Origin of the sequence: Herbaspirillum autotrophicum, from assembly GCF_001189915.1 — a bacterium.
Classification (GTDB): domain Bacteria; phylum Pseudomonadota; class Gammaproteobacteria; order Burkholderiales; family Burkholderiaceae_D; genus Herbaspirillum; species Herbaspirillum autotrophicum.
Window position 1 is genome coordinate 136,197 of the sequence record NZ_LFLS01000011.1, and the last position, 20,442, is coordinate 156,638.

At 54.8% G+C, this 20,442-nt stretch carries 15 protein-coding genes and 1 pseudogene; 11 read left to right on the forward strand and 5 right to left on the reverse strand.

Annotated features, from left to right (window positions below):
- The first annotated feature begins 539 nt into the window (after nucleotides 1–539).
- The 5 genes from AKL27_RS11025 (at nucleotide 540) to AKL27_RS27695 (ending at nucleotide 9,226) form a co-directional block, all read left to right on the forward strand.
- Nucleotides 540–1,703 carry a response regulator gene (locus AKL27_RS11025; RefSeq protein ID WP_050462867.1) on the forward strand — a complete coding sequence of 388 codons (1,164 nt, stop codon included), beginning with the start codon at nucleotides 540–542 and terminating at the stop codon, nucleotides 1,701–1,703.
- A gap of 33 nt (nucleotides 1,704–1,736) precedes the next feature.
- Complete coding sequence (locus tag AKL27_RS11030; protein ID WP_050462868.1) at nucleotides 1,737–6,125, forward strand: response regulator; 4,389 nt, start codon at nucleotides 1,737–1,739, stop codon at nucleotides 6,123–6,125.
- Between the two features lie 63 nt (nucleotides 6,126–6,188).
- The gene (locus AKL27_RS11035) at nucleotides 6,189–7,919 is read left to right on the forward strand and encodes a methyl-accepting chemotaxis protein (RefSeq protein ID WP_050462886.1); all 1,731 of its coding nucleotides are present in this window, start codon (nucleotides 6,189–6,191) and stop codon (nucleotides 7,917–7,919) included.
- A gap of 195 nt (nucleotides 7,920–8,114) precedes the next feature.
- The gene (locus AKL27_RS28795; RefSeq protein ID WP_408609765.1) at nucleotides 8,115–8,480 is read left to right on the forward strand and encodes a plasmid pRiA4b ORF-3 family protein; all 366 of its coding nucleotides are present in this window, start codon (nucleotides 8,115–8,117) and stop codon (nucleotides 8,478–8,480) included.
- Nucleotides 8,481–8,911: 431 nt separating this feature from the next.
- A complete protein-coding gene (locus AKL27_RS27695; protein WP_157056887.1) occupies nucleotides 8,912–9,226 on the forward strand; it encodes an EexN family lipoprotein in 315 nt (104 codons plus the stop codon).
- A gap of 41 nt (nucleotides 9,227–9,267) precedes the next feature.
- Here the strand turns inward: AKL27_RS27695 and AKL27_RS27125 are convergent, their stop codons facing one another.
- Nucleotides 9,268–9,525, reverse strand: a complete 258-nt coding sequence (locus tag AKL27_RS27125) for an MbcA/ParS/Xre antitoxin family protein (protein WP_083438983.1) — start codon at nucleotides 9,523–9,525, stop codon at nucleotides 9,268–9,270.
- 834 nt (nucleotides 9,526–10,359) lie between these two features.
- Between AKL27_RS27125 and AKL27_RS11045 the strand changes: the two genes are divergently transcribed.
- Nucleotides 10,360–10,605, forward strand: coding sequence for a helix-turn-helix domain-containing protein (locus tag AKL27_RS11045; protein ID WP_050462870.1), 246 nt, complete (start codon nucleotides 10,360–10,362; stop codon nucleotides 10,603–10,605).
- Between the two features lie 666 nt (nucleotides 10,606–11,271).
- On the opposite strand, the gene ssb is transcribed toward AKL27_RS11045, so the two are convergent.
- Complete coding sequence (gene ssb, locus AKL27_RS11050; RefSeq protein ID WP_050462871.1) at nucleotides 11,272–11,778, reverse strand: single-stranded DNA-binding protein; 507 nt, start codon at nucleotides 11,776–11,778, stop codon at nucleotides 11,272–11,274.
- 271 nt (nucleotides 11,779–12,049) lie between these two features.
- Nucleotides 12,050–13,249, reverse strand: a complete 1,200-nt coding sequence (locus tag AKL27_RS11055) for an MFS transporter (RefSeq protein ID WP_050462872.1) — start codon at nucleotides 13,247–13,249, stop codon at nucleotides 12,050–12,052.
- Nucleotides 13,250–13,669: 420 nt separating this feature from the next.
- On the opposite strand from AKL27_RS11055, the gene AKL27_RS11060 reads away from it, so the two are divergent.
- The 5 genes and pseudogenes from AKL27_RS11060 (at nucleotide 13,670) to AKL27_RS27135 (ending at nucleotide 19,742) form a co-directional block, all read left to right on the forward strand.
- The gene (locus AKL27_RS11060) at nucleotides 13,670–15,397 is read left to right on the forward strand and encodes an ArnT family glycosyltransferase (RefSeq protein ID WP_083438985.1); all 1,728 of its coding nucleotides are present in this window, start codon (nucleotides 13,670–13,672) and stop codon (nucleotides 15,395–15,397) included.
- 124 nt (nucleotides 15,398–15,521) lie between these two features.
- The gene (gene uvrA / locus AKL27_RS11065) at nucleotides 15,522–18,377 is read left to right on the forward strand and encodes an excinuclease ABC subunit UvrA (protein ID WP_050462874.1); all 2,856 of its coding nucleotides are present in this window, start codon (nucleotides 15,522–15,524) and stop codon (nucleotides 18,375–18,377) included.
- Nucleotides 18,378–18,395: 18 nt separating this feature from the next.
- Nucleotides 18,396–19,160, forward strand: a complete 765-nt coding sequence (locus AKL27_RS11070) for a phytanoyl-CoA dioxygenase family protein (protein WP_050462875.1) — start codon at nucleotides 18,396–18,398, stop codon at nucleotides 19,158–19,160.
- 275 nt (nucleotides 19,161–19,435) lie between these two features.
- Nucleotides 19,436–19,579: pseudogene (locus tag AKL27_RS28800) on the forward strand (transposase); the annotation flags it as partial.
- 16 nt (nucleotides 19,580–19,595) lie between these two features.
- Complete coding sequence (locus AKL27_RS27135) at nucleotides 19,596–19,742, forward strand: IS3 family transposase (RefSeq protein WP_408609766.1); 147 nt, start codon at nucleotides 19,596–19,598, stop codon at nucleotides 19,740–19,742.
- Between the two features lie 89 nt (nucleotides 19,743–19,831).
- On the opposite strand, the gene AKL27_RS27700 is transcribed toward AKL27_RS27135, so the two are convergent.
- Together AKL27_RS27700 and AKL27_RS28130 are read right to left on the reverse strand one after the other, a co-directional pair.
- Nucleotides 19,832–20,086, reverse strand: coding sequence for a hypothetical protein (locus AKL27_RS27700; protein ID WP_157056888.1), 255 nt, complete (start codon nucleotides 20,084–20,086; stop codon nucleotides 19,832–19,834).
- The coding region (locus tag AKL27_RS28130; protein WP_198155941.1) for a hypothetical protein at nucleotides 20,083–20,442 on the reverse strand (360 nt) is incomplete at its 5' end. The genes AKL27_RS27700 and AKL27_RS28130, both read right to left, overlap by 4 nt.

A 20,442-nucleotide genomic window follows, 5' to 3' on the forward strand; every position in this document is an offset into this window, starting at 1 on the left:
TACTTGAATTAGTTTTCAAAGTCTGCAATCGGCCGAGGCTGTGTAAAAACGCAAATTTTCAAAAAAACCATTAGTAGGGAGACCCTTCCCAACATCGAGAAAATTGAATAGCGACCGATCTGAGAGGTCGATTTTTCAGTCGGTTAAAAATTCTAACGTTTTTACACAGCCTCGGCCAACAGCGGACATCTGGGCCTCGTAAAAATCCGTCCTCATGGGAAAACGAGTTCGACCATACTGCAGAATTAATGTTTCTCATGAGAAATGATTTCGTTTGCCTCCATAAGATAGAGCTAAGAATGCAGCAGGTTGCGGAGATCAGAAGGCACCAAAACATCCGGCAATGCATAGATAAAATTTTCAGATAAGTCGCTGAACAAGCTATGAAGCAACTATTGTTCTGCTACATTACTTGTCACCAAGCTTGCAATAATCAACCTCAGCGGTTAACAGCCAGTAACGTAGGTGATGAGGGATGCCGGCGAGACACGCAACATCAACATAACAAATAACAGCCACGCCCTGTCCCGGAGCAAGCCATGGAACCTGCACTCGAGTTTTCCCGCAAACCGATCATTCTGATTGTCGACGACAGCCCGGACAATCTGTTGCTGATGGCCAATCTGCTCAAAGAGGGCGACCGGTACGTCGTCAAGATCGCCAACAATGGCGAGAAGGCCTTGCGCATCGCACAGTCCAATCCATTGCCGGACCTGATCCTGCTCGACATCATGATGCCCGGCCTGTCGGGGCACGAAGTGGCGCAGGTCCTGAAGAGCGACCCGCACACACGGGACATCCCCATCATCTTCCTGACCGCGATGGCATCGACTGCCGACGAGACGCGTGGACTTACGATGGGTGCTGCGGACTACATCACTAAACCCATCAGTCCGCCGGTCGTGCTGGCGCGCGTGGAGACGCAACTCAAGGTCAAAGCCGCGGCTGATTTCCTGAAAGACAAGAGCGACTATCTGGAGCAGGAAGTCGCCCGGCGTACACTCGAAGTCCTGGCCATTCAGGATGTGACCATCCACGCGATGGCCTCGCTGGCCGAAACACGCGACAACGAAACGGGCAACCACATCCGCCGCACCCAGTACTACATGAAGATATTGGCCGAGCACCTGCGCGACCATCCGCGCTTCCGTCATTTTCTCGATGATGAAACGATCAAGCTGCTGTTCAAGTCGGCGCCTTTGCACGACATCGGCAAGATCGGCATTCCCGACCGGATTCTGCTCAAACCGGGCAAGTTCACGCCGGAAGAATTCGAAATCATGAAGACGCACACCACCCTTGGGCGCGATGCGATCGCGCATGCCGAGCAACAACTGGGCATGAATGTCGAATTTCTGCATCTCGCAAAGGAAATCGCCTACGGCCATCAGGAAAAATGGGACGGCTCCGGCTATCCCGAAGGCAAAGCGGGAGACGACATCCCCATTTCCGCGCGGCTCATGGCGGTGGCGGATGTCTACGATGCCCTGATCAGCCGGCGCGTTTATAAAAATGGCATGTCGCACGAAGAAGCCGCACGCATCATGCGCGAAGGACACGGCAAGCATTTCGATCCCGACGTCTGCGATGCTTTCTTCGCCTGCGTGGATCAATTCCGGGCGGTCGCGGCACAATTCGCCGATTCCGATCACGACATGGCGCAAAAAGCCGCCGCCCTGCAATTCATTTCCGGTGCCGAATGAATTTTCCGCTGACTGCATGACATGGGAGCTCGCATGAGTTCGGCTTTTCAGATCCTGGAGCGCTTGCCGCTTCGTCATAAGCTGGTGGTTGGTTTTGTGTCGCTGTTGCTGTTTTCCCTTGCCCTCGGCATTCAAAGTCTGCAAACGCAGGCCGACCTGAGCAGGGACCTGAAGCGGCTGCAGGAAGAAGGCATCATCGGCATCGCCAGGGTGCAGGAGGGCAGAATCCATTTTGCACACATGGTGCTTGCGGCCCATCGCATCGTCAGTGCGGAATCGGTGGGAGAACGTGACGAGGCCGTGCAGGAAATGGACGATGCATACCAGTACGTCCAGCAAGCTATTCAGTCGACCCGCCCGACGCTGTTCAAATCGGACAATGTCGAACGTCTGGACCAGTTCGAGATACTCCTCTCCCGCATGCGGCGGACCATGTCGGAGGCGTTGGATCTCTCCAAGCAAGGCATGCGACGCGAAGCCGCATCGCTGGTCGAGAGCATCAGCTTCAAGGAAGTCAACCGCAGCGCCGATAGGCTGCTGGCGGAAATTGCCACCGTCAAAGAGTTTGGCGTGCGCGACACGACGGTGAATGTCCAGACTTTCGCCTTTACCCGCACCGTATTGACGTATGCCTTGCTACTTGGCGGGCTGGTCTTGGCGCTGGCCTTTTCCTGGTTGATCAGCAGATCCATCAGGCGCCCCATCAATCGGGTCAGAATCGCGGTGGAAGAGCTGGCCGCCGGCAAGCTGCACCTGGATATCCCGCATACGGATTATCAGAACGAGACCGGCGATCTGGCCCGTGCGATTGCTTCCTTGCAGACCGAATCAATCCAGCTCGAAACCCAGCGATGGATCAAGTCGCAGGAAGCCATGATTCAGGCGGCACTGCAGCAGGCGGACTCACCGGAAGAACTGGCGGCACTGTTCTTCCAGCATCTGGCCCCGCTGCTGCATATCGGCCAGGGCTTGCTCTACCGCTGGGACAGCGCACGCGAAGTACTGATCCTGGCGGGCGGCTACGCCGTCAGCGGCGATCACGCGCCAGCCGGAAAAATCGAACTGGGCGTCGGCCTGCTCGGCCAATGCGCCAGAGACCGGTTGCCCAGAACAATGCAGCAGGGTGGCGACGGCGCCTGGCACATCCACTCGGCGCTTGGCGAGATTGCCCACAGCGAGATCATGGTGCGACCAATTCTTAATGGCGACAAGCTGGCAGGCGTGCTGGAACTCGCCTGCTTCGAGACCGCAGATGACAGCGCCAGGTCCTTGCTGGAAGAAGTGTTGCCGCGTCTCGCCATCAGCATGGAGATACTCGATCGCTCCCTGACCGTACAACATCTGCTGATGCAGTCACAGGAGCAGGCATCGCGTCTGGAAGAGCAGGCGACCGAACTGGAAGCCCAGCAAGCCGCTCTCAAAGAGACAGAAGCTTGGTTTCGCGGTGTGGTGGAGTCGGCCCCGGACGGCATGCTGGTGGTCGATGAACACGGCAAGATCATTCTCGCGAATACTCAGCTTGACGGTTTGTTTGGCTATGAGACCGGCGAACTGCTAGGCCTGTCCGTGGAACAATTGGTGCCGGCCTCGGTTCGTCCCCGTCATGCCGGGCTGCGTAAAGGTTTCACTAGAGAAGAGGGCACCCGACAGATGGGCGGAGGCCTGATGGATCTGCAGGGTGTTCGCAAGGACGGCAGCCTGTTCTCTGTCGAAATCGGTCTGGCTTCGTTGCCAGCAGTGGGCGAATACGGTCAGTGCGTTTGTGCGTCGGTGCGTGACACGAGTGAGCGCCGCGCCATGGAGGCCAAGGTTCAGGAAAGTGAAAAACGCATGCGCCGGGTGCTCGACAGCAGCCCCGTGGCCATGTCCATCGAACGGCAAGACGACCGTTCGCTGATCTATTGCAACCGGCAGCTGGAAATCCTCACGGGCATGAGCGCGGATGAATTGTTTTCCCGGGACAAGGCATCCGGCTTGTGGGCTGATGACGGATGCAGGCAGCGCTACGCGCAGGCGATTTCCGCCGGCGATGTTCTCAATTTTGAAGCCGACTTCCTCCGCCCTGACGGTTCGGTCGTGGAGGTTCTGCTGAGCGCCATCCAGGTGCCGCTGGCGTCCGGCGACATTACGGTCGAATGGTATTACGACATCACCGACCGCAAGCGGGCCGAAGAGGAGGTCCGCCGCGCCAAGGAGATTGCCGAGGGCGCCACCCGCGCCAAGAGTGAATTCCTGGCCAACATGAGTCATGAAATCCGTACGCCGATGAACGCCATCATCGGCATGAGCCATCTGGCGCTGTCCACGCAGCTGGACAAGAAACAGCGCAACTATATCGAGAAGGTCCATCGTTCTGCAGAAAATCTGCTGGGAATCATCAACGACATTCTCGACTTTTCAAAGATCGAAGCCGGCAAGATGACTGTGGAGCGCGTCGATTTCCGGCTCGAAGACGTGATGGACAACTTTGCCAGCATGGTCGGCCTCAAGGCCGACGACAAGGGCCTGGAACTGTTGTTCGACAGCCCGGCGCACATCCCGACTGCGCTGATCGGCGACCCGCTGCGGCTGGGCCAGGTGCTGATCAACCTTGGGAACAATGCAACCAAGTTCACAGAAAACGGCGAGATCGTCGTCGGCATCAAGCAAGTTTCCGTGACGCCGGATGAGGTGGAGTTGCATTTCTGGGTACGAGATACCGGGATCGGCATGACCCCGGAACAATGCAGTCGCATGTTCGAGTCATTCAGCCAGGCCGATAGCTCGACGACCCGCAAATACGGTGGGACGGGACTGGGTCTGGCCATCTCCAAGCGTCTGGTCGAGATGATGGACGGCCGCATCTGGGTGGAGAGCGAACATGGAGAGGGCTCGACTTTCCACTTTCATGCGCGCTTCGGCCTTCAGCGCAATGCTGCGCCGCGTCGCATGTTCAAGGCGGAAGAGCTGCTCGGTCTGCGTGTTCTCGTGGTGGATGACAACGCCAGCGCGCGCGAGATCCTCTCGACCATGGCGCGCAGCTTTGGGCTGGAAGTGGACATGGCCAGCAGCGGCAGCAAGGCACTACATCTTTTGAAGGATGCCGAGCGCAGGGAGCTGCCTTACGATCTTGTCCTGATGGACTGGAAAATGCCGGGAATGGATGGCGTGGAAACGGTACTCCAGATGAACGCGGGCGAGATTCGTTCGGTACCTTCGGTCATCATGGTCACGGCTTTCGGCCGCGATGAGGCACAGGAAGAAGCTGCGCGCATGCAGGTTCGGCTGTCGTCGGTGCTGACCAAACCGGTCACGCCGTCCACCTTGCTGGAGGCAATCGGCGAGGCGCTGGGCAAAGGGGTCGTGACCGAGACCCGCTCCACCGAACGGCATGATCAAAGCGCCGGCAATGTCACGCTCCTGGCCGGCGCCCACGTACTGCTGGTGGAAGACAATGAAATGAATCAGGAGCTGGCCGGCGAGTTGCTGACGGCCGCCGGCATCTCCTTCATGCTTGCAGAAAACGGCCAGCAAGCGCTCGATATTCTTGCCGGCGACGAAACCTTCGATGGCGTGCTGATGGATTGCCAGATGCCTGTCATGGATGGATATACGGCGACGCGCAAGATCCGCGAACAGCCCCGGCACTCCCGATTGCCCGTCATTGCGATGACCGCCAACGCGATGGCCGGCGACCGCGAACAGGCAATCGACTCCGGTATGAACGACCATATCTCCAAGCCGCTGCATGTCGCGACCATGTTCGCAACGATGGCGAAGTGGATACGTCCGTCCTCTCCTCAATCGACAACGCCGCAAACAAAACGGCCAGAAAATAAGACCGCAGAGTTTCCATCGCTTGCCGGAATTGATCAGGCAGCCGGCTTGGCTACCTGCATGGGAAAACCGGATCTGTATCGTCGCATGCTGCTTAAATTTCAGGAATCGCAGCAAGGCTTCCCGCAGTCCTTCGCCGATGCGTTGGCGGCTGGCGATCTGACAGTCGCCACCAGGCTCGCCCATACCTTGCGGGGTACCGCCGGAAATATCGGCGCGATGACGCTTGCCCAGTCTGCCGCAGACCTGGAGGCCGCCCTCCAGCAGACGGGGGGCGATGTCACATGGGCGCCTTTGTCGGCGACCGTCAACGATAAGCTGCGTACCGTTTTAGCGGGGATCACGCAACTCGGATCTGCTCCGGATTCTGGCGCGGCGCTGGTGGCAACTACGATCTCCGGACCGCGATTCCAGCAATGCCTTGATGAGCTCAAACGTCTGCTGGCCGACAGCGACGCAGCTTCGCTGGATTCGCTGAGCGAACTGGAAGGCATTGTTGCCGGAAGCAGCGAGGAAATTCAGTTGCGCGAGGTCGCGGCGAAGATTGAAACCTTCGACTTCGATGAAGCTTTGGCCTTGCTTAACACCGTGTCTTTCGTGCGATGAACATACTTTGTCATCGACCAGAAATGATCCGATAAATATATTTCTAATCAACAGGGGATGATCATGACAATTTCAAAAAAGCTTCACCTTCTGATTTTTTCCGTGCTTCTGGGATTGGCTATTCTGACGGGGATCAGCGTCTACCAGATCGACCGGGTCAACCGCGCCGCCAGCTACGCGACCGTCAAGACGGTTCCTAGCATCCTCACGATACAAGATGCTTCCGACGCGGCATATTCCATTCGGGTAGCGCTGTGGAAGTACATTGCCGATGCCGATCCTGCGGTACGAAGCTCGACGGAAAAGGCGATGAGTGCGGCACACGTCAAAGTCATCGAGGCATTGAACAAGTACGAAAAAGAAAATATCGCAGACAAGAATGATGCCGAACTGCTGCGCGCTGCCCGTGAGACGTTTGCCGTTTATGAAAAGCAGCGAGAAATCGTCATGGCTGTTGCTGCAGCCGGGAAGATAGAAGAAGCGATGAATTCGATGCTGGCGTCACAAGGCGCCGTCGACAAGATGATGAACGCCTTCGCAGAACAAAAAAAGTACAACGAAAAACTCGGCAAGCAAGGCGCTGAGACGGCGACAGCAACCATGCAGAACGCCAATATTCTCGCGGTTCTCGTCAGCGTGATCGTCGCTTTGGTGGTGGCAATAACCGGCTTGATGCTGTCCCGGAAAATAGTGAGATCGCTTCTTGAAGCCGTCAACGTCGCAAAGGCAGTTGCCGACGGCAATCTGACGATGAATATCCGGGTGACCTCCAAAGACGAGATAGGTCAGCTGATGCAAGCCATTGATCAGATGAATAGCAGTCTTGTCGCCATCGTCAGCGATGTCCGTCTTAGCGTGAACACGATCACTGCAGCCTCCAGTGGGATTGCGTCCGGCAATATGAATCTTTCCGTTAGAACCGAACAGCAAGCAGGGTCACTGGAAGAAACAGCGTCCGCGATGGAAGAACTGACTTCCACTGTTAAGCAAAATGCCGACAATGCCCGTCAAGCCAATCAGTTGGCGGTTTCCGCTTCCGAGGTGGCCACCGAAGGGGGTAATGTCGTCAGCCAGGTAATCACCACCATGGACACGATCAATACTTCTTCACGCAAGATCGTGGACATCATCAGCGTCATCGACGGCATCGCCTTCCAGACCAACATCCTCGCACTCAATGCGGCGGTAGAAGCTGCCCGTGCCGGCGAACAGGGCCGCGGCTTTGCAGTGGTCGCATCCGAAGTGCGCAATCTTGCGCAACGCAGCGCGACTGCAGCCAAGGAAATCAAGACGTTGATTGATGACTCTGTCTCCACCGTCGAGAACGGCAGCAATCTGGTCGCGCAGGCCGGTGCCACGATGGAGCAGGTGGTTACCAGCGTGCGCAGAGTGACCGATATCGTCGGTGAAATCAGTTCCGCCAGTGCCGAACAAAGCAGTGGTATCGAGCAGGTGAACCAGGCTATTACCTCGATGGATCAAGCCACCCAACAAAATGGAGCGTTGGTCGAACAAGCTGCCGCCGCCGCACAGTCGTTGCGGGATCAGGCGCAACATCTCGAAAAGACGGTCAGCGTGTTCAAACTTGACCCTGAACGTGGATCCGCCAATGGCTTCGCTCACGCCGCCGCGCCCACGACCCCGACTGCCGCGATCCGCAAGACAACCGTGGATATCACGCCCAAGCCTGCGCCGATCCAGAAAAACACGGCACCCAAGCCTGCGCTTCCGAAGTCTTCCGCTCAGAAGGACATCGCCGAAAAAGACGGCAGCGGATCCTGGGAGGAATTCTAAGGCGCGCGATGTTGGCAAAATTGAAATGAACAACTTACGCATGCACTCTGATTGATTTTTTCACGAGATAGAGCAATTAGATTGTCAGGGCCTTTCATCCACGCTGCCAAATCTACGCATCCGGTGTCGTAACACTGTTTTCTGTGCCGAAATTAATTTCTTGCTGGACCAGGTGACCAACTTGATCTGGTTTGAGTGTCCAGCTCAGACCGAATTCAGTATCCAAGATCTACTGTCGCCTGCACCATGAGATGGACTAATTCACATTTGCATCAATTTCATATCAACGATCAACAGTATGGAGAGCCTGACCCGTATGGCGGCATGACTTTGATCAATGAGAAGGGAATCAAGCTATCGTCCTTACTCACTGGGAACATACGCGAATTCGTCTACGAATACGATTTCGGCGACGACTGGCTGCACCGAGTGGTGGTAGAGAATGTGCAAGACGCAAATCCTGCATGGAATGGTTCGCTTTGTGTAGCGGTCTTCGCAAGACGATGGAATGTGGATCAATTGGAGAGGGTCAATTCTGCAAGAAATCAACACACAAAATGAAAAAGACGCTTGCGCGCCTTTTAGCTAAGGATGTTTCGCTTCGAAGAGAGGCGTTCCCAGCGTTGTCACCTATAACAATAATTGGACTGTCACGACTTGTCAATATCTGTGATATTGAAAGGAAATATTTAACTCCGCGTCTGTTCGGCTAAGCCTTCAGGCTATCCGACTGCATTCTTCTGGTATGTCTCCGTTGCCGCGTTGATTGCGTTCCTGACCGCTCTCAGCTTGAAAGAAACCAACGGCTAGCGTAGAGAAGAGATGCAACAAAAGGGCCGGCAGCAAAATCATCGTCACAGTGCTATTTGCTCGAAGCAAGTTTATAGATATTTCTTGGACGGCATGATTCGCCCAATAATTTGCATACTACAGTTATACATACTATGATTAGCTATTAATTAAAAGGAACACTGATTTTGTAGGGGGAGTTAATGAGTATCAAGCAACATGGACACAGGTCCTTCTTTTCCACATTGCTTTTTTTATCCTTAATGGCCTGTGGCGAAAAGTCGGAAAATGCGAAGTCTGTAGACTATTACAAGGGCAATCTGGAAGAAGCGAAGACAATTCTTCAGAAATGTACTGCGCTCAAGTCTGGTGAGGTAAGTACTATGTCGCCATCTCAGCGGGCCGCATGGTCAGAAACCACCGTTGGAATCAACTGTGAAAATGCTCGAGTCGCAAGCGCCGACAGTGCATACGATGACCATCAACGAAGCATGCGTGAAGCTGCAGCGAAGTATTGATAGTAGTTAAAGGGATGGCGCGCATTGCCCGGATTCAAACACTATGAAAATGCGCCACCGTCCATTCGAGTGATCAATGTCCGGACGAGATATCTTCCTTCGGCAGTATCCAGAAATTCGATCGGACAGCGATTTCCAAGTGCTGGCACTGGTGATTTCAGCCAGTCGTTTAACCAATAACTGGCATCAAATGTATGCCCCTGTGCAGACTGCGACACCATCGTTTCCACTAGTTTGAGCAATTGGGATCGGAACAAATCCTGTTCTTCCTGGCTCCGAAGAGGTTTGCTTTGTTTCATATTTTTATCCAGCTAGAGAATCTAAATGTCGATCAATGAAGCAGCCGAAAGATTAATAGCTTTGGCGGAAAAAGGCCTTGCCTCGAGCGAGGACCAATAGAAATAGAGCCTCGTTCAAAGCGGATTCGGCCTATGACTGCTGCTGAGTGGGCCGAGATCGTGGAAAAGTCTCGAGACCCCAATCTCAGGAAAGGGAATTGCCTTTCCACATATAAGAATCGAAGAATGAGCTCGCAGTGCTATTTCATGCCGGAGTTAGTTTGCATTATTCAGCTGAACAATGCTTCTTGGACGCAAAATCGGCAAGAATCTGAACTTCCGCGTCCACAGGAAGTTCAGGTTGAACTCGATACACTGGATGTGGGCGATGGTCTCGATCATATTGAAAAAAATGAGTCATTTCTTCGTCGTCATCCCTATAACATCCGATCGCGGAAATTTCCTCTAATCTGATTTTAAAATGGTCTATCTCATAGACTGACTCCACGCAATAAACCAAGCAACGCCCCGCTCCGCAACCAGCAGTCGCCTCAACCAAACGCTCTATCGAAGAAATCATCTGACGATCCAGGGCATTACGCTCCGTCCCCACCGAGTAAGGAAACTGTACTAAGTAGCAGGGTTCCGAATAGGTAATCGCTACGCTATCCCACATCCTAAACGGTGCCAAAAGCAATCGTCGTGCGTCGTTAAGTTCCCAGCTAGCATCTGTGACAAACATAAAAAACTCGTTGAGCAATCAAGAAAGCAGAATTAACCTACCCTATTGATAATCAATAAAAACGCTAATCATAGTATGTAGAATCATAGTATGCAACGACAGACACTTTATGGATGCCTGTCAAGCCTAAAAATAGCCCATTAGTTGAGATCTTCGCCCAAAATGTTCGGCGCAGAAGAATTGCGCTCGGCCTGTCACAGGAAGTTTTAGCTGAGGCTGCCGGCGTCCACCGTACCTATGTCGGAATGTTGGAGCGTGCTGAGAAAAACGTCACTATTTATAATATTGAAAGAATAGCTATTGCTCTCGATGTTCAACCTGCGAGTCTTTTAAGGAAGAACGATATTGCGCCCCAATAGCGGACGCCTGAAGACTGAGGCAATGATTACCGTGGTGTGAATCGGCGGTTGTTACTGTACGCAGCTATTGAGATACTCGCGACTCAATTAAATCAGAACAACTATGCAGGAAGAACCCTGTGAGTTCCATTTTTACAGTCCAAATCGCCATTGTCACCACGATAGGCGCCTTTTCGACGCCAATAATATCAATCGTATTGAGATATTTTCTAATCTCAGCCGGCACTGATCAGACAAAACCGGGAACCAGCTATGTCGCGAGGAAAAGGCAGCATTAACCTTTACAGCCTCACCCCAGACGTAGCGTTTGCGTTGTTCGAAACTTCGATAGTAATCATGGCTATTCATCGAACCATATCTCGATCCAAATAAAAAGCCCATCCTACAAGTTTCTTACTAAGCAACTGAATTGCTTGCAGCTCCCCATTTGGATAATTAATAATTTTTACGTTAAACGACATTTGTTAAGCGCTACCTTGTGTGAATTTCTATCTTGCACATTTCCTGCTAGCAATGACTTTAGCATTACAAAGTAAACGCCCAATAAAAAACCCCTCACTCCTTTACAGAGAGAGGGGTTAAAAATTTTTCTTTTTTTTCTTTTAAAACAACTATTTAGAAAAAAGCAACTGACCAAATATCTTTACACTAAATGCCTTATCAAATTTAGAATGGAATATCGTCATCCATATCCGAGAAGTTCGGTGCCGGACGTGCTGCTGCCGGTGCGCGTGGTGCGCTGCCGGCGCTGCTGCCGCCACCCGAGCTTTGACGGGCCGGGGCCGATGAACCGCCGCCGTAGCCGCCGCCATCATCCGAACCGCCACCACCGCCGCCGGAACGGCCGCCGAGCATTTGCATGGTGTCGGCGATGATTTCGGTAGTGTACTTTTCCACACCATCCTTGTCAGTCCACTTGCGTGTCTGCAGGCGGCCTTCCACGTAGACCTGGGAACCCTTCTTCAGGTACTGACCGGCGATTTCCGCCAGCTTGCGATAGAAGGTAATCCGATGCCATTCGGTGAGTTCTTTCTTTTCACCGCTGTTCTTGTCTTTCCAGCTTTCAGTGGTAGCGACAGCGACATTGGTGACGGCGTCGCCGTTAGGCATGTAGCGGGTTTCCGGATCGCGGCCCAGATTGCCGACGATGATGACTTTATTGACCGATGCCATTATTTCTCCTGAAGTTCTGTCGAATGCCAGTTCTTGCCGCCGGGTGACAACGTTCCGTGTCGTCCGGCATCACCCTGCAACACTCGCGCCCCAATGAAATCAAACACTTGCATGAAGTGTCCTGATCCGGTCATGATTTCCTGAGCTTGCTGCGAGGTAAAGCGGTGAGTTCTTGAACTGTGCTGCTTAAAAATGATGTGCAATTATACCTACGATGCGGGCCGGCCTTCGAAAAACTGAATGCCGCCTGCCGGCCACCGGGGCGTAACGCTTACGATTGGGCCGCAGCAGCCGCCTGTGTGCCACGGCGCGGCAGGCTTTTCATGTTGGCCGCCACCAGCAGCCAGACCAGCGTGGCTGCGGCGCACATCACAAAGACCGAGGAGGCGCTGACATTCTGCTTGAGCCAGCCGCCCAGTGCACCGCCGCAGAACAGGCCCAGCGCCTGCAAAGTATTGTAGACACCCAGTGCAGTGCCCTTGGCTGCCGGCGGCGCGATACGCGACACCAGCGACGGCTGGCAGGCTTCCAGAATATTGAAGGCCACAAAGAATGCAAACAGCAATGCGACCAATACCCACCAGTGCGCCAGCGGATGCGACAAGGCCGCCCACATACCGACTTGCACAACCAGCAACAAACTGATGGCGGCCACGAATACCTGTTTCATGGCACCGCGCTTTTCGCCGATGAAGACGGGCGGCAGCATCAGCACGAATGAGGCCAGTACCACCGGCAGATAGATTTTCCAGTGCTCCGGCAGCGGCAGGCCGGCGTATTGCACCAGTGCCCCCGGCAACACCACGAACATCGCCATTTGCGTCATGTGCAAGGCGAACACGCCCAGATTCAGACGCATCAGCTCGGCATGCCGCAGGACCTCACCCAACGGCACCCGCCTGGCCTTGACCATCGGTGCCTCCGGCACGACCCACACCACCACCGCAATCGCGGCCAGCGCCAGAATGCCGGTCAGGGCAAAGATGCCGCCCATGCCAATAGCCTGATACAACAGCGGCGAAGCGACCAGCGATACCGCAAACGTCAACCCGATGGAGCCGCCCACCATGGCCATGGCTTTGGTACGGTGTTCTTCCCGCGTAGAGTCGGCGATGAATGCAGTGACCGCGGCGGAAATGGCACCGGCGCCCTGCACCGCGCGGCCGATAATGACCCAGATGATATCGTGGGCACCGGCGGCGATGAAGGAACCGAGTGCAAACAGGATCAGGCCGATCACGATGATGCGCTTGCGGCCATATTTGTCAGATGCAGCGCCAAACGGAATCTGTCCGAATGACTGCGCCAGACCGTAGATACCCATCGCCAGGCCGACCATGGCGGCATTGTCACCGCCGGGCAAACCTTTGGCGTGCACCGCGAACACCGGCAGAATCAGGAACAGACCCAGCATGCGCAATGCAAAAATCGATGCCAGTGAGGCACTGGCCCGAACTTCGGCACCGGTCATGCCGGCTTTTAGTGGGGTATCGATGGAAGTGGCGTTCATGGCTGAGTAAGGCTAGATCAAGCGCGCTAGTGCTCGGAAAGCATCAAACCCGCTATGTTATCAGCATTCACCAGCCGCTTTCCGGGTTGTCGGCAATATCGGCCATGGCAACAGCCCGGCTCCGGCGCTGTCGGATCTGTTTCCCGTCCGCTTCGCACGCTCCGCTGTCCGGCCATTTCTCTTCATGCAAAATTCAGCTTGCAGTGGCATGATCCAGACAATATTCAAGCGCCTTCAGCCAAGTCTGCGTCAGGCTTGCAGGGAGATCGCCGGCCCTGTTTCCGCGGCGCAAAATATATCTGTTTTTTTAAGTCCGGGCGGCCCGTTACGCCAAGGCAAATGTGTGACAATACGCGGTTATTTATTTTTAATGTCGGCAGCATGTTCACCTCTTCGCACTCTTCCCCGATGTCATTCCGTTCCGGTTTGTCGACGCGCAACGCATGGTTGCTGCTGGCACTGATCGCCTGCGCCTATCTGCTGCCGGGAATCTTCGGACACGGCCCTTGGAAGCAGGACGAAACCTATAGCTTCGGCGTGATCCACAACATGTTGGAAACCGGCAACTATCTGGTGCCGACCAATGCCGGTCAGCCGTTCATGGAAAAGCCGCCATTGTATTACTGGACCGCCACCTTGTTCGCCACCGTGCTGCACCCATGGCTGAGCTACGCCGACGGTGCGCGCGTCACCACCGTATTTTTCATGCTGGTGACCTTGCTCTTCGTGGCCTTGATTGCGAAAACGTCCTGGCGTCAGGACAATTTCCTGAATTTGCCGGTATTGGGCACGCTGGCGCTGTTTGCCGGCTCGGTCGGGATGGTCAAGCATTCCCACGATTTGTTTACCGATGTCGCCCTGGTGTGCGGTGGCACCATCGCCATGTACGGCTTGTTGCATATCGTCTTGAATACCCAGGCCAGAACGCCGAAACTTTCCGCCGCCATCTGGTTTGGCATCGGCGTCGGCATTGCCGAAATGTCGAAGGGCCTGTTCGTGCCGATCATCTATGCGGCCACCGCGTTCTGGGCCGGCATCATCATTCGCGAATGCCGCTCGTGGGCATATGTGCGCATGATATTGCTGGCAGTGCTGGTCTCGCTGCCGCTGTTCCTGATCTGGCCTTATCTGCTGGCGCAGCACTCGATGCCGCTGTTCATGGATTGGTTCTGGGACAACAATGTCGGTCGCTTCCTCGGTTTCTCCGTGCAAAAGCTCGGCTCCGACAACGACTCCACCGTGATCTTCCGCGCCTTGTCCGGTTTCGCCCTGCCCGGTGCGCCGCTGGCCTTGCTGGCGATTCTGAGCGGCGACTGGCGCCACCTGAACATGCCGCGCGTGTCGCTGCCGCTGATATTCCTGGTGCTGTCGATCTCCGTTTTGCAAACATCCGCTACCGCTCGGCAACTGTATCTGTTGCCGCTGATCTTGCCGCTGTGCATGCTGGGCGCGGGCGTGATTGATCGCCTGCCGTACTGGAGCATGGTGCTCTGGGACTGGTTTTCGCGCCTGTTCTTCGGCATCGTATCGGCGCTGGTGTGGGCGGTGTACTGCGTTTCCATGGCGCCGGTCGAGCATCACCATTGGATCAGCTACCTCGGCAAATGGCTGCCGCTTGATTTCATTACCCCGCTGCAACCGCTGGCGCTGGCATTTGCGATTGCCCTCAGCATCGGCTGGCTGCTGGCCCTGCCGCGTCTGAAGTCGTTTGTGCAATGGCGCGGCGCCTTCAGCTGGTTTGCCGGCATTACCCTGATGTGGGGCCTGGCATATACCTTGTTGCTGCCGTGGGCCGATTATGCCAAGAGCTATGAATACACCTATCAGCGCCTGTCGGACCAGGTCAAGCCGGTCTGGAACCAGGGTGATTGTCTGGCCAGCGTCAATCTGGGGGAATCGGAAGCGCCGATGCTGTTTTATTACACCGGCATCCTGCACCAGCCGATTGACGCCGCCATGAAAACCGAATGCCGCTGGTTGCTGGTACAAACCCCGGCCCCGCAGGGTATGCCCGCCGGTGACTGGAAACCGTTCTGGCAAGGCGGGCGCGACGGTGATACCGAGCAATTGTTCAAACTCTACGAACGCGCCGCTGCGACCGCGAAGTAAGCACGGCTTTGCCTTGCCTGTGTTGCCTTCTGTCGCAATTGTCGAGTCCTGATATAGTACCGGGTTGATCCTCCGCTCATCCGCTGCCACGGCGGCGGGCGGAAAACTTACGCTGAAGGCATCCATGGAAGAAATTCGCATTCGCGGCGCACGCACGCACAATCTGAAGAATATCAACCTTGATTTACCGCGCAACAAACTGATCGTCATTACCGGCCTGTCCGGTTCCGGCAAATCCTCGCTGGCATTTGATACCTTGTATGCCGAAGGTCAGCGGCGCTATGTCGAGTCGCTGTCTTCTTATGCGCGCCAGTTTTTGCAGTTGATGGAAAAACCCGACGTCGACATGATCGAAGGCTTGTCGCCGGCGATCTCGATCGAACAAAAGGCGACCTCGCACAATCCGCGTTCCACGGTCGGCACCGTCACCGAGATCCACGATTACCTGCGGTTGCTGTATGCCCGCGTCGGTACGCCATATTGCCCCGACCATCCGGAAAATCCGCTGGCGGCGCAATCGGTGTCGCAAATGGTCGATGCCGTGCTGGCCATGCCGGAAGATACCAAGCTGATGATCCTGGCACCGGTCGTGGCCAATCGCAAGGGCGAACACGTCGACCTGTTCGAGCAGATGCAGGCGCAGGGCTTCGTGCGTTTCCGCATTCAAAGCGGCACCGGCACCAGCAAGGTCTACGAAATCGATGACCTGCCAAAGCTCAAGAAAACCGAAAAGCACACCATCGATGTCGTGATCGACCGTATCAAGGTCAAGGCCGATATCAAGCAACGTCTGGCGGAAAGTTTTGAAACCGCATTGCGTCTGGCTGACGGCCGCGCCATCGGACTGGAAATGGATACCGGCAAAGAGCATTTGTTTTCCAACAAATTCGCCTGCCCGATCTGCGGTTACTCATTGCAGGAACTGGAACCACGGCTGTTTTCCTTCAACAACCCGATGGGCGCCTGCCCGGAGTGCGATGGCCTGGGCCATATCGAATTTTTCGATCCCAAGCGCATTGTCGCCTTCCCCAACCTGTCGCTGGCCAGCGGTGCGGTCAAGGGCTGGGACCGTCGCAATCAGTTCTATTTCCAGATGCTGTCGAATCTGGCGGCGTTCTATGAATTCGACATCGACATGCCGTTCGAACAATTGCCGGAAAAATCCCAGCAAGTGATCCTGTACGGCTCGGGCCGTCAGACCATTCCGTTCACGTATGTCAATGAGCGCGGCCGCACCGTGATCCGCGAACATACCTTCGAAGGCGTGGTGACCAATCTGCAGCGCCGGTATCGCGAAACCGATTCGATGGCGGTCAAGGAAGAACTGGCCAAGTTCATCAATGAAAAAGAATGTCCGTCTTGCCACGGTGCACGGCTGCGCGTGGAAGCGCGCTTCGTCAAGGTCGGCAGCGGCAAGCAGCAGCGCGCGATTTACGAAGTGGCGGCGACGCCGCTGCGCGAAACCCTGCGCTTCTTTGAAACCCTGAAGCTGACCGGTGCCAAGAAAGAAATCGCCGACCGCATCATCAAGGAAATCGTCTCGCGCCTGACCTTCCTGAACAATGTCGGTCTCGACTATCTGTCGCTGGAACGCAGCGCCGACACGCTCTCTGGCGGCGAAGCCCAGCGCATTCGCCTGGCCTCGCAAATCGGCTCCGGCCTGACCGGTGTCATGTATGTGCTGGATGAACCGTCCATCGGTCTGCATCAGCGCGACAATGATCGCCTGATCGAAACCCTCAAGCATTTGCGTGACATCGGCAACAGCGTGCTGGTAGTAGAGCATGATGAAGATGCCATCCGCACTGCCGACTATGTGGTGGATATGGGTCTGGGCGCCGGCGTGCATGGCGGCGAAATCATTGCCCAGGGTTCGCTGGCCGACATTCTGAAAAGCAAGAAGTCGCTGACCGCCAAGTATCTCAATGGCACGCTGGAAATCAGCGTACCGAAAAAGCGCACGCCGTCCGATCCCGAGCGTCAGCTGGTGATCACCGGCGCTACCGGCAACAATCTCAAGGGTACGACCTTCGAGTTGCCAGTCGGCCTGCTGACCTGCATCACCGGGGTTTCCGGTTCGGGCAAGTCGACGCTGGTCAACGACACGCTGTATCTGGCCGCGTCACGCCATCTGTATGGTTCGCAAACCGAGCCGGCGGCCCATGAAAGCATCAGTGGCCTGGAACATTTCGACAAGGTGATCTCGGTCGACCAGGCGCCTATCGGCCGTACTCCGCGTTCCAATCCGGCAACCTATACCGGTTTGTTCACGCCGATCCGCGATCTGTTCTCGACCGTACCGACTTCCAAGGAACGCGGCTACAGCGCCGGGCGTTTCTCGTTCAACGTCAAGGGCGGCCGCTGCGAAGCATGCCAGGGCGATGGCGTGATCAAGGTCGAAATGCATTTCTTGCCGGACGTCTACGTCCCGTGCGATGTCTGCCACGGCAAACGCTATAACCGCGAAACGCTGGAAGTGCAGTACAAGGGTAAGAACATCACTGAAATTCTGGAAATGACGGTGGAAGAGGCGCATGAATTCTTCAAACCGGTGCCGCTGATCGCGCGCAAACTGCAAACCCTGCTGGATGTCGGCCTCGGTTATATCCGTCTGGGTCAAAGCGCAACCACCTTGTCGGGTGGTGAAGCACAACGCGTCAAATTGTCGCTGGAATTGTCAAAGCGCGATACCGGGCGTACCCTGTACATTCTGGACGAACCAACCACCGGTCTGCATTTCCACGATATCGATCTGTTGTTGAAGGTGATTCATCGCTTGCGCGATCAGGGCAATACGCTGGTCATCATCGAACACAATCTGGACGTGATCAAAACCGCCGACTGGCTGGTCGATCTGGGCCCCGAGGGCGGTGCCGGCGGTGGCCAGATCATCGCCACCGGAACCCCGGAAGACGTTGCCAAAAATCCGGCCAGCGTCACCGGCAAGTATCTGATCCCGTTATTGAAAAAGAAAAAATAATCGTCAGGAAAGATTGCCATGGAAACCCCGCTTTCCAAAGCCCAGCTCGACGCCTTCAGAAATGATGGCTATTTGTTGTTGAAAGGCATGCTGCCGGCGGCAGCTTGCCAGCAAATGCTGGCGGTCACGCAAGATCATTTGCAGCGCGCCGTCGCACCGCTGGAGTACGAAGCTGAAGTCGGTTACGCCGGTGCGCCAGCCTCGCTCGACAGCACCGGCGGACGCACCGCACGGCGCTTGCGCGCCGCCTGGCAACGCGACGACAGTTTCCGGCAATGGGCCAGTTCGCCGCAACTGGTGGCGGTCCTGCATCAATTGTTTGGCGAAGCAGTCCACGCCACGCTGGCGCATCACAACTGCGTGATGACCAAGCATCCCGATTTCGGCACGGCTACCGGCTGGCACCGCGATATCCGTTACTGGTCGTTCGAACGCAATGACCTGATTTCAGTCTGGCTGGCACTCGGCCCGGAACATGCCGGCAACGGCGGCCTCAAGTTCATCCCCGGCTCGCACAAGCTGCACATGCAGCCCGGGCAAATGGATGAACTCGATTTCCTGCGGCCGGAAGTCCCTGCCAATCAGGCGCTATTCGCACAAGGCATTTCTCTGCAACTGGAGCAAGGCGATGTCGTGCTGTTTCACAGCGGCCTGTTTCATGCCGCCGGCAGAAATGACAGCGATACCGTCAAGGCATCGGTGGTGTTCGCTTATCACGGCGCAAGCAACCATGCGCTGCCGGGAACACGGTCGGCGGCGTCGGAAGATATTGCATTGGGTTGAAGCAATGCAATTTCACAAAGTCAATAGGCAGAGTACCTGTCATGGCTCTTGGCAATCAGCACTGCATCGCAGTCGGCTTTGATTTGGCAAACTACGATTGCCGAATGTGGATATGACTGTTCAACCCTATCCTACTTAGCAAGATAAGTAAGGTTCAAGTTTCAAGCGCAGCATACAAGATAGAGAAATTGCAAATCAATAACTAAGGGGGAATGGCCTTCCCCCAGCATGACGGACACTTTCGATAGGGATGATGTTCCTATCGGAGGTATTACATGGCACGTGAAAGACGGTTGTTTTCGGAAGAGTTTAAGCGCGAAGCAGTCAAACTAGTAGGCCAGCCTAGCGCAAGTAAGGCCGGCATCGCCCGAGACCTTGGTGTTGGCGCTAATCTGTTGGGTCGTTGGTGCAGAGAAGCCAACGTAGATGGACAAGTTGGCGGCTCAGAGAAGGTTTCCAGCCAGGGGAAATTTACGTGCCGACGTGTTCGACTACATAGAAAAATTTTACAATCCACGTCGACGGCATTCCACCATCGGCTATCTCAGCCCAGTACAGTTTGAAAATTTAAAATGCACCTAGCGGAAGTGTCCGTGACGACGGGGGAAGGCCAAACCTCAAATTTTTTATCTGTCATAGTGTTACTGGGAATCCGGGGGGGGGGGGTATGCTCATTTTAAAAACAAAAGTAAATAACAAACTGCTGCTGCAAGACATATGAATTTTCTATCTACTGGCTCAGCGTCAGGCGTTAAAGAAATCACACCGAGATACATGGTTTTTCTGAACATATAAGTACGTATAGTGTTTAACATTAAAACTTGCGTTCCAAAAATTGCAGAAAAAACTCCCCAATCGCCCCAAAACTTCAAAACAGCCATTCCTGCAGAAAATAGGGTGAGAAATATCAGAATGAATATTTTCATTTTTTCTCCAATTTGAGATCTTCATCTACAACTCCACTTTTAGTACGAGAAACAAAAGCATCCCATCCTCCCGATAGGCCAATCAACGCAACAAGTCGTGTTGCCGCAGCGGAAGATATCTTTAATACATTTTTTAAATAGCTAGTCGCAGCCTGTGTTGAAGTTTCTTTTCCAAGTGCCTGAACAGGGTCATCAACGATTGATGAAATAATGTTTGTCACGGTTCCTGTCACAGCAGCAGAATTACCAATAGCTCCCCCCGGTACTGCTAGCGATGTTATCGTCGCAGCCATCCCGACATCATCAATAATCTTCTTATCCATCGCCTTGATATAAGCCTGCGTTCCCGGATCAGC

What these genes read in the sequence shown, in the direction of transcription:
- AKL27_RS11025 (WP_050462867.1), top strand. Translation starts at nt 540, where the DNA reads ATGGAACCTGCACTCGAGTTTTCCCGCAAACCGATCATTCTGATTGTC.
- AKL27_RS11030 (WP_050462868.1), top strand. Translation starts at nt 1,737, where the DNA reads ATGAGTTCGGCTTTTCAGATCCTGGAGCGCTTGCCGCTTCGTCATAAG.
- AKL27_RS11035 (WP_050462886.1), top strand. Translation starts at nt 6,189, where the DNA reads ATGACAATTTCAAAAAAGCTTCACCTTCTGATTTTTTCCGTGCTTCTG.
- AKL27_RS27695 (WP_157056887.1), top strand. Translation starts at nt 8,912, where the DNA reads ATGAGTATCAAGCAACATGGACACAGGTCCTTCTTTTCCACATTGCTT.
- AKL27_RS27125 (WP_083438983.1), bottom strand. Translation starts at nt 9,525, where the DNA reads ATGAAACAAAGCAAACCTCTTCGGAGCCAGGAAGAACAGGATTTGTTC.
- AKL27_RS11045 (WP_050462870.1), top strand. Translation starts at nt 10,360, where the DNA reads ATGCCTGTCAAGCCTAAAAATAGCCCATTAGTTGAGATCTTCGCCCAA.
- ssb (WP_050462871.1), bottom strand. Translation starts at nt 11,778, where the DNA reads ATGGCATCGGTCAATAAAGTCATCATCGTCGGCAATCTGGGCCGCGAT.
- AKL27_RS11055 (WP_050462872.1), bottom strand. Translation starts at nt 13,249, where the DNA reads ATGACCGGTGCCGAAGTTCGGGCCAGTGCCTCACTGGCATCGATTTTT.
- AKL27_RS11060 (WP_083438985.1), top strand. Translation starts at nt 13,670, where the DNA reads ATGTTCACCTCTTCGCACTCTTCCCCGATGTCATTCCGTTCCGGTTTG.
- uvrA (WP_050462874.1), top strand. Translation starts at nt 15,522, where the DNA reads ATGGAAGAAATTCGCATTCGCGGCGCACGCACGCACAATCTGAAGAAT.
- AKL27_RS11070 (WP_050462875.1), top strand. Translation starts at nt 18,396, where the DNA reads ATGGAAACCCCGCTTTCCAAAGCCCAGCTCGACGCCTTCAGAAATGAT.
- AKL27_RS27700 (WP_157056888.1), bottom strand. Translation starts at nt 20,086, where the DNA reads ATGAAAATATTCATTCTGATATTTCTCACCCTATTTTCTGCAGGAATG.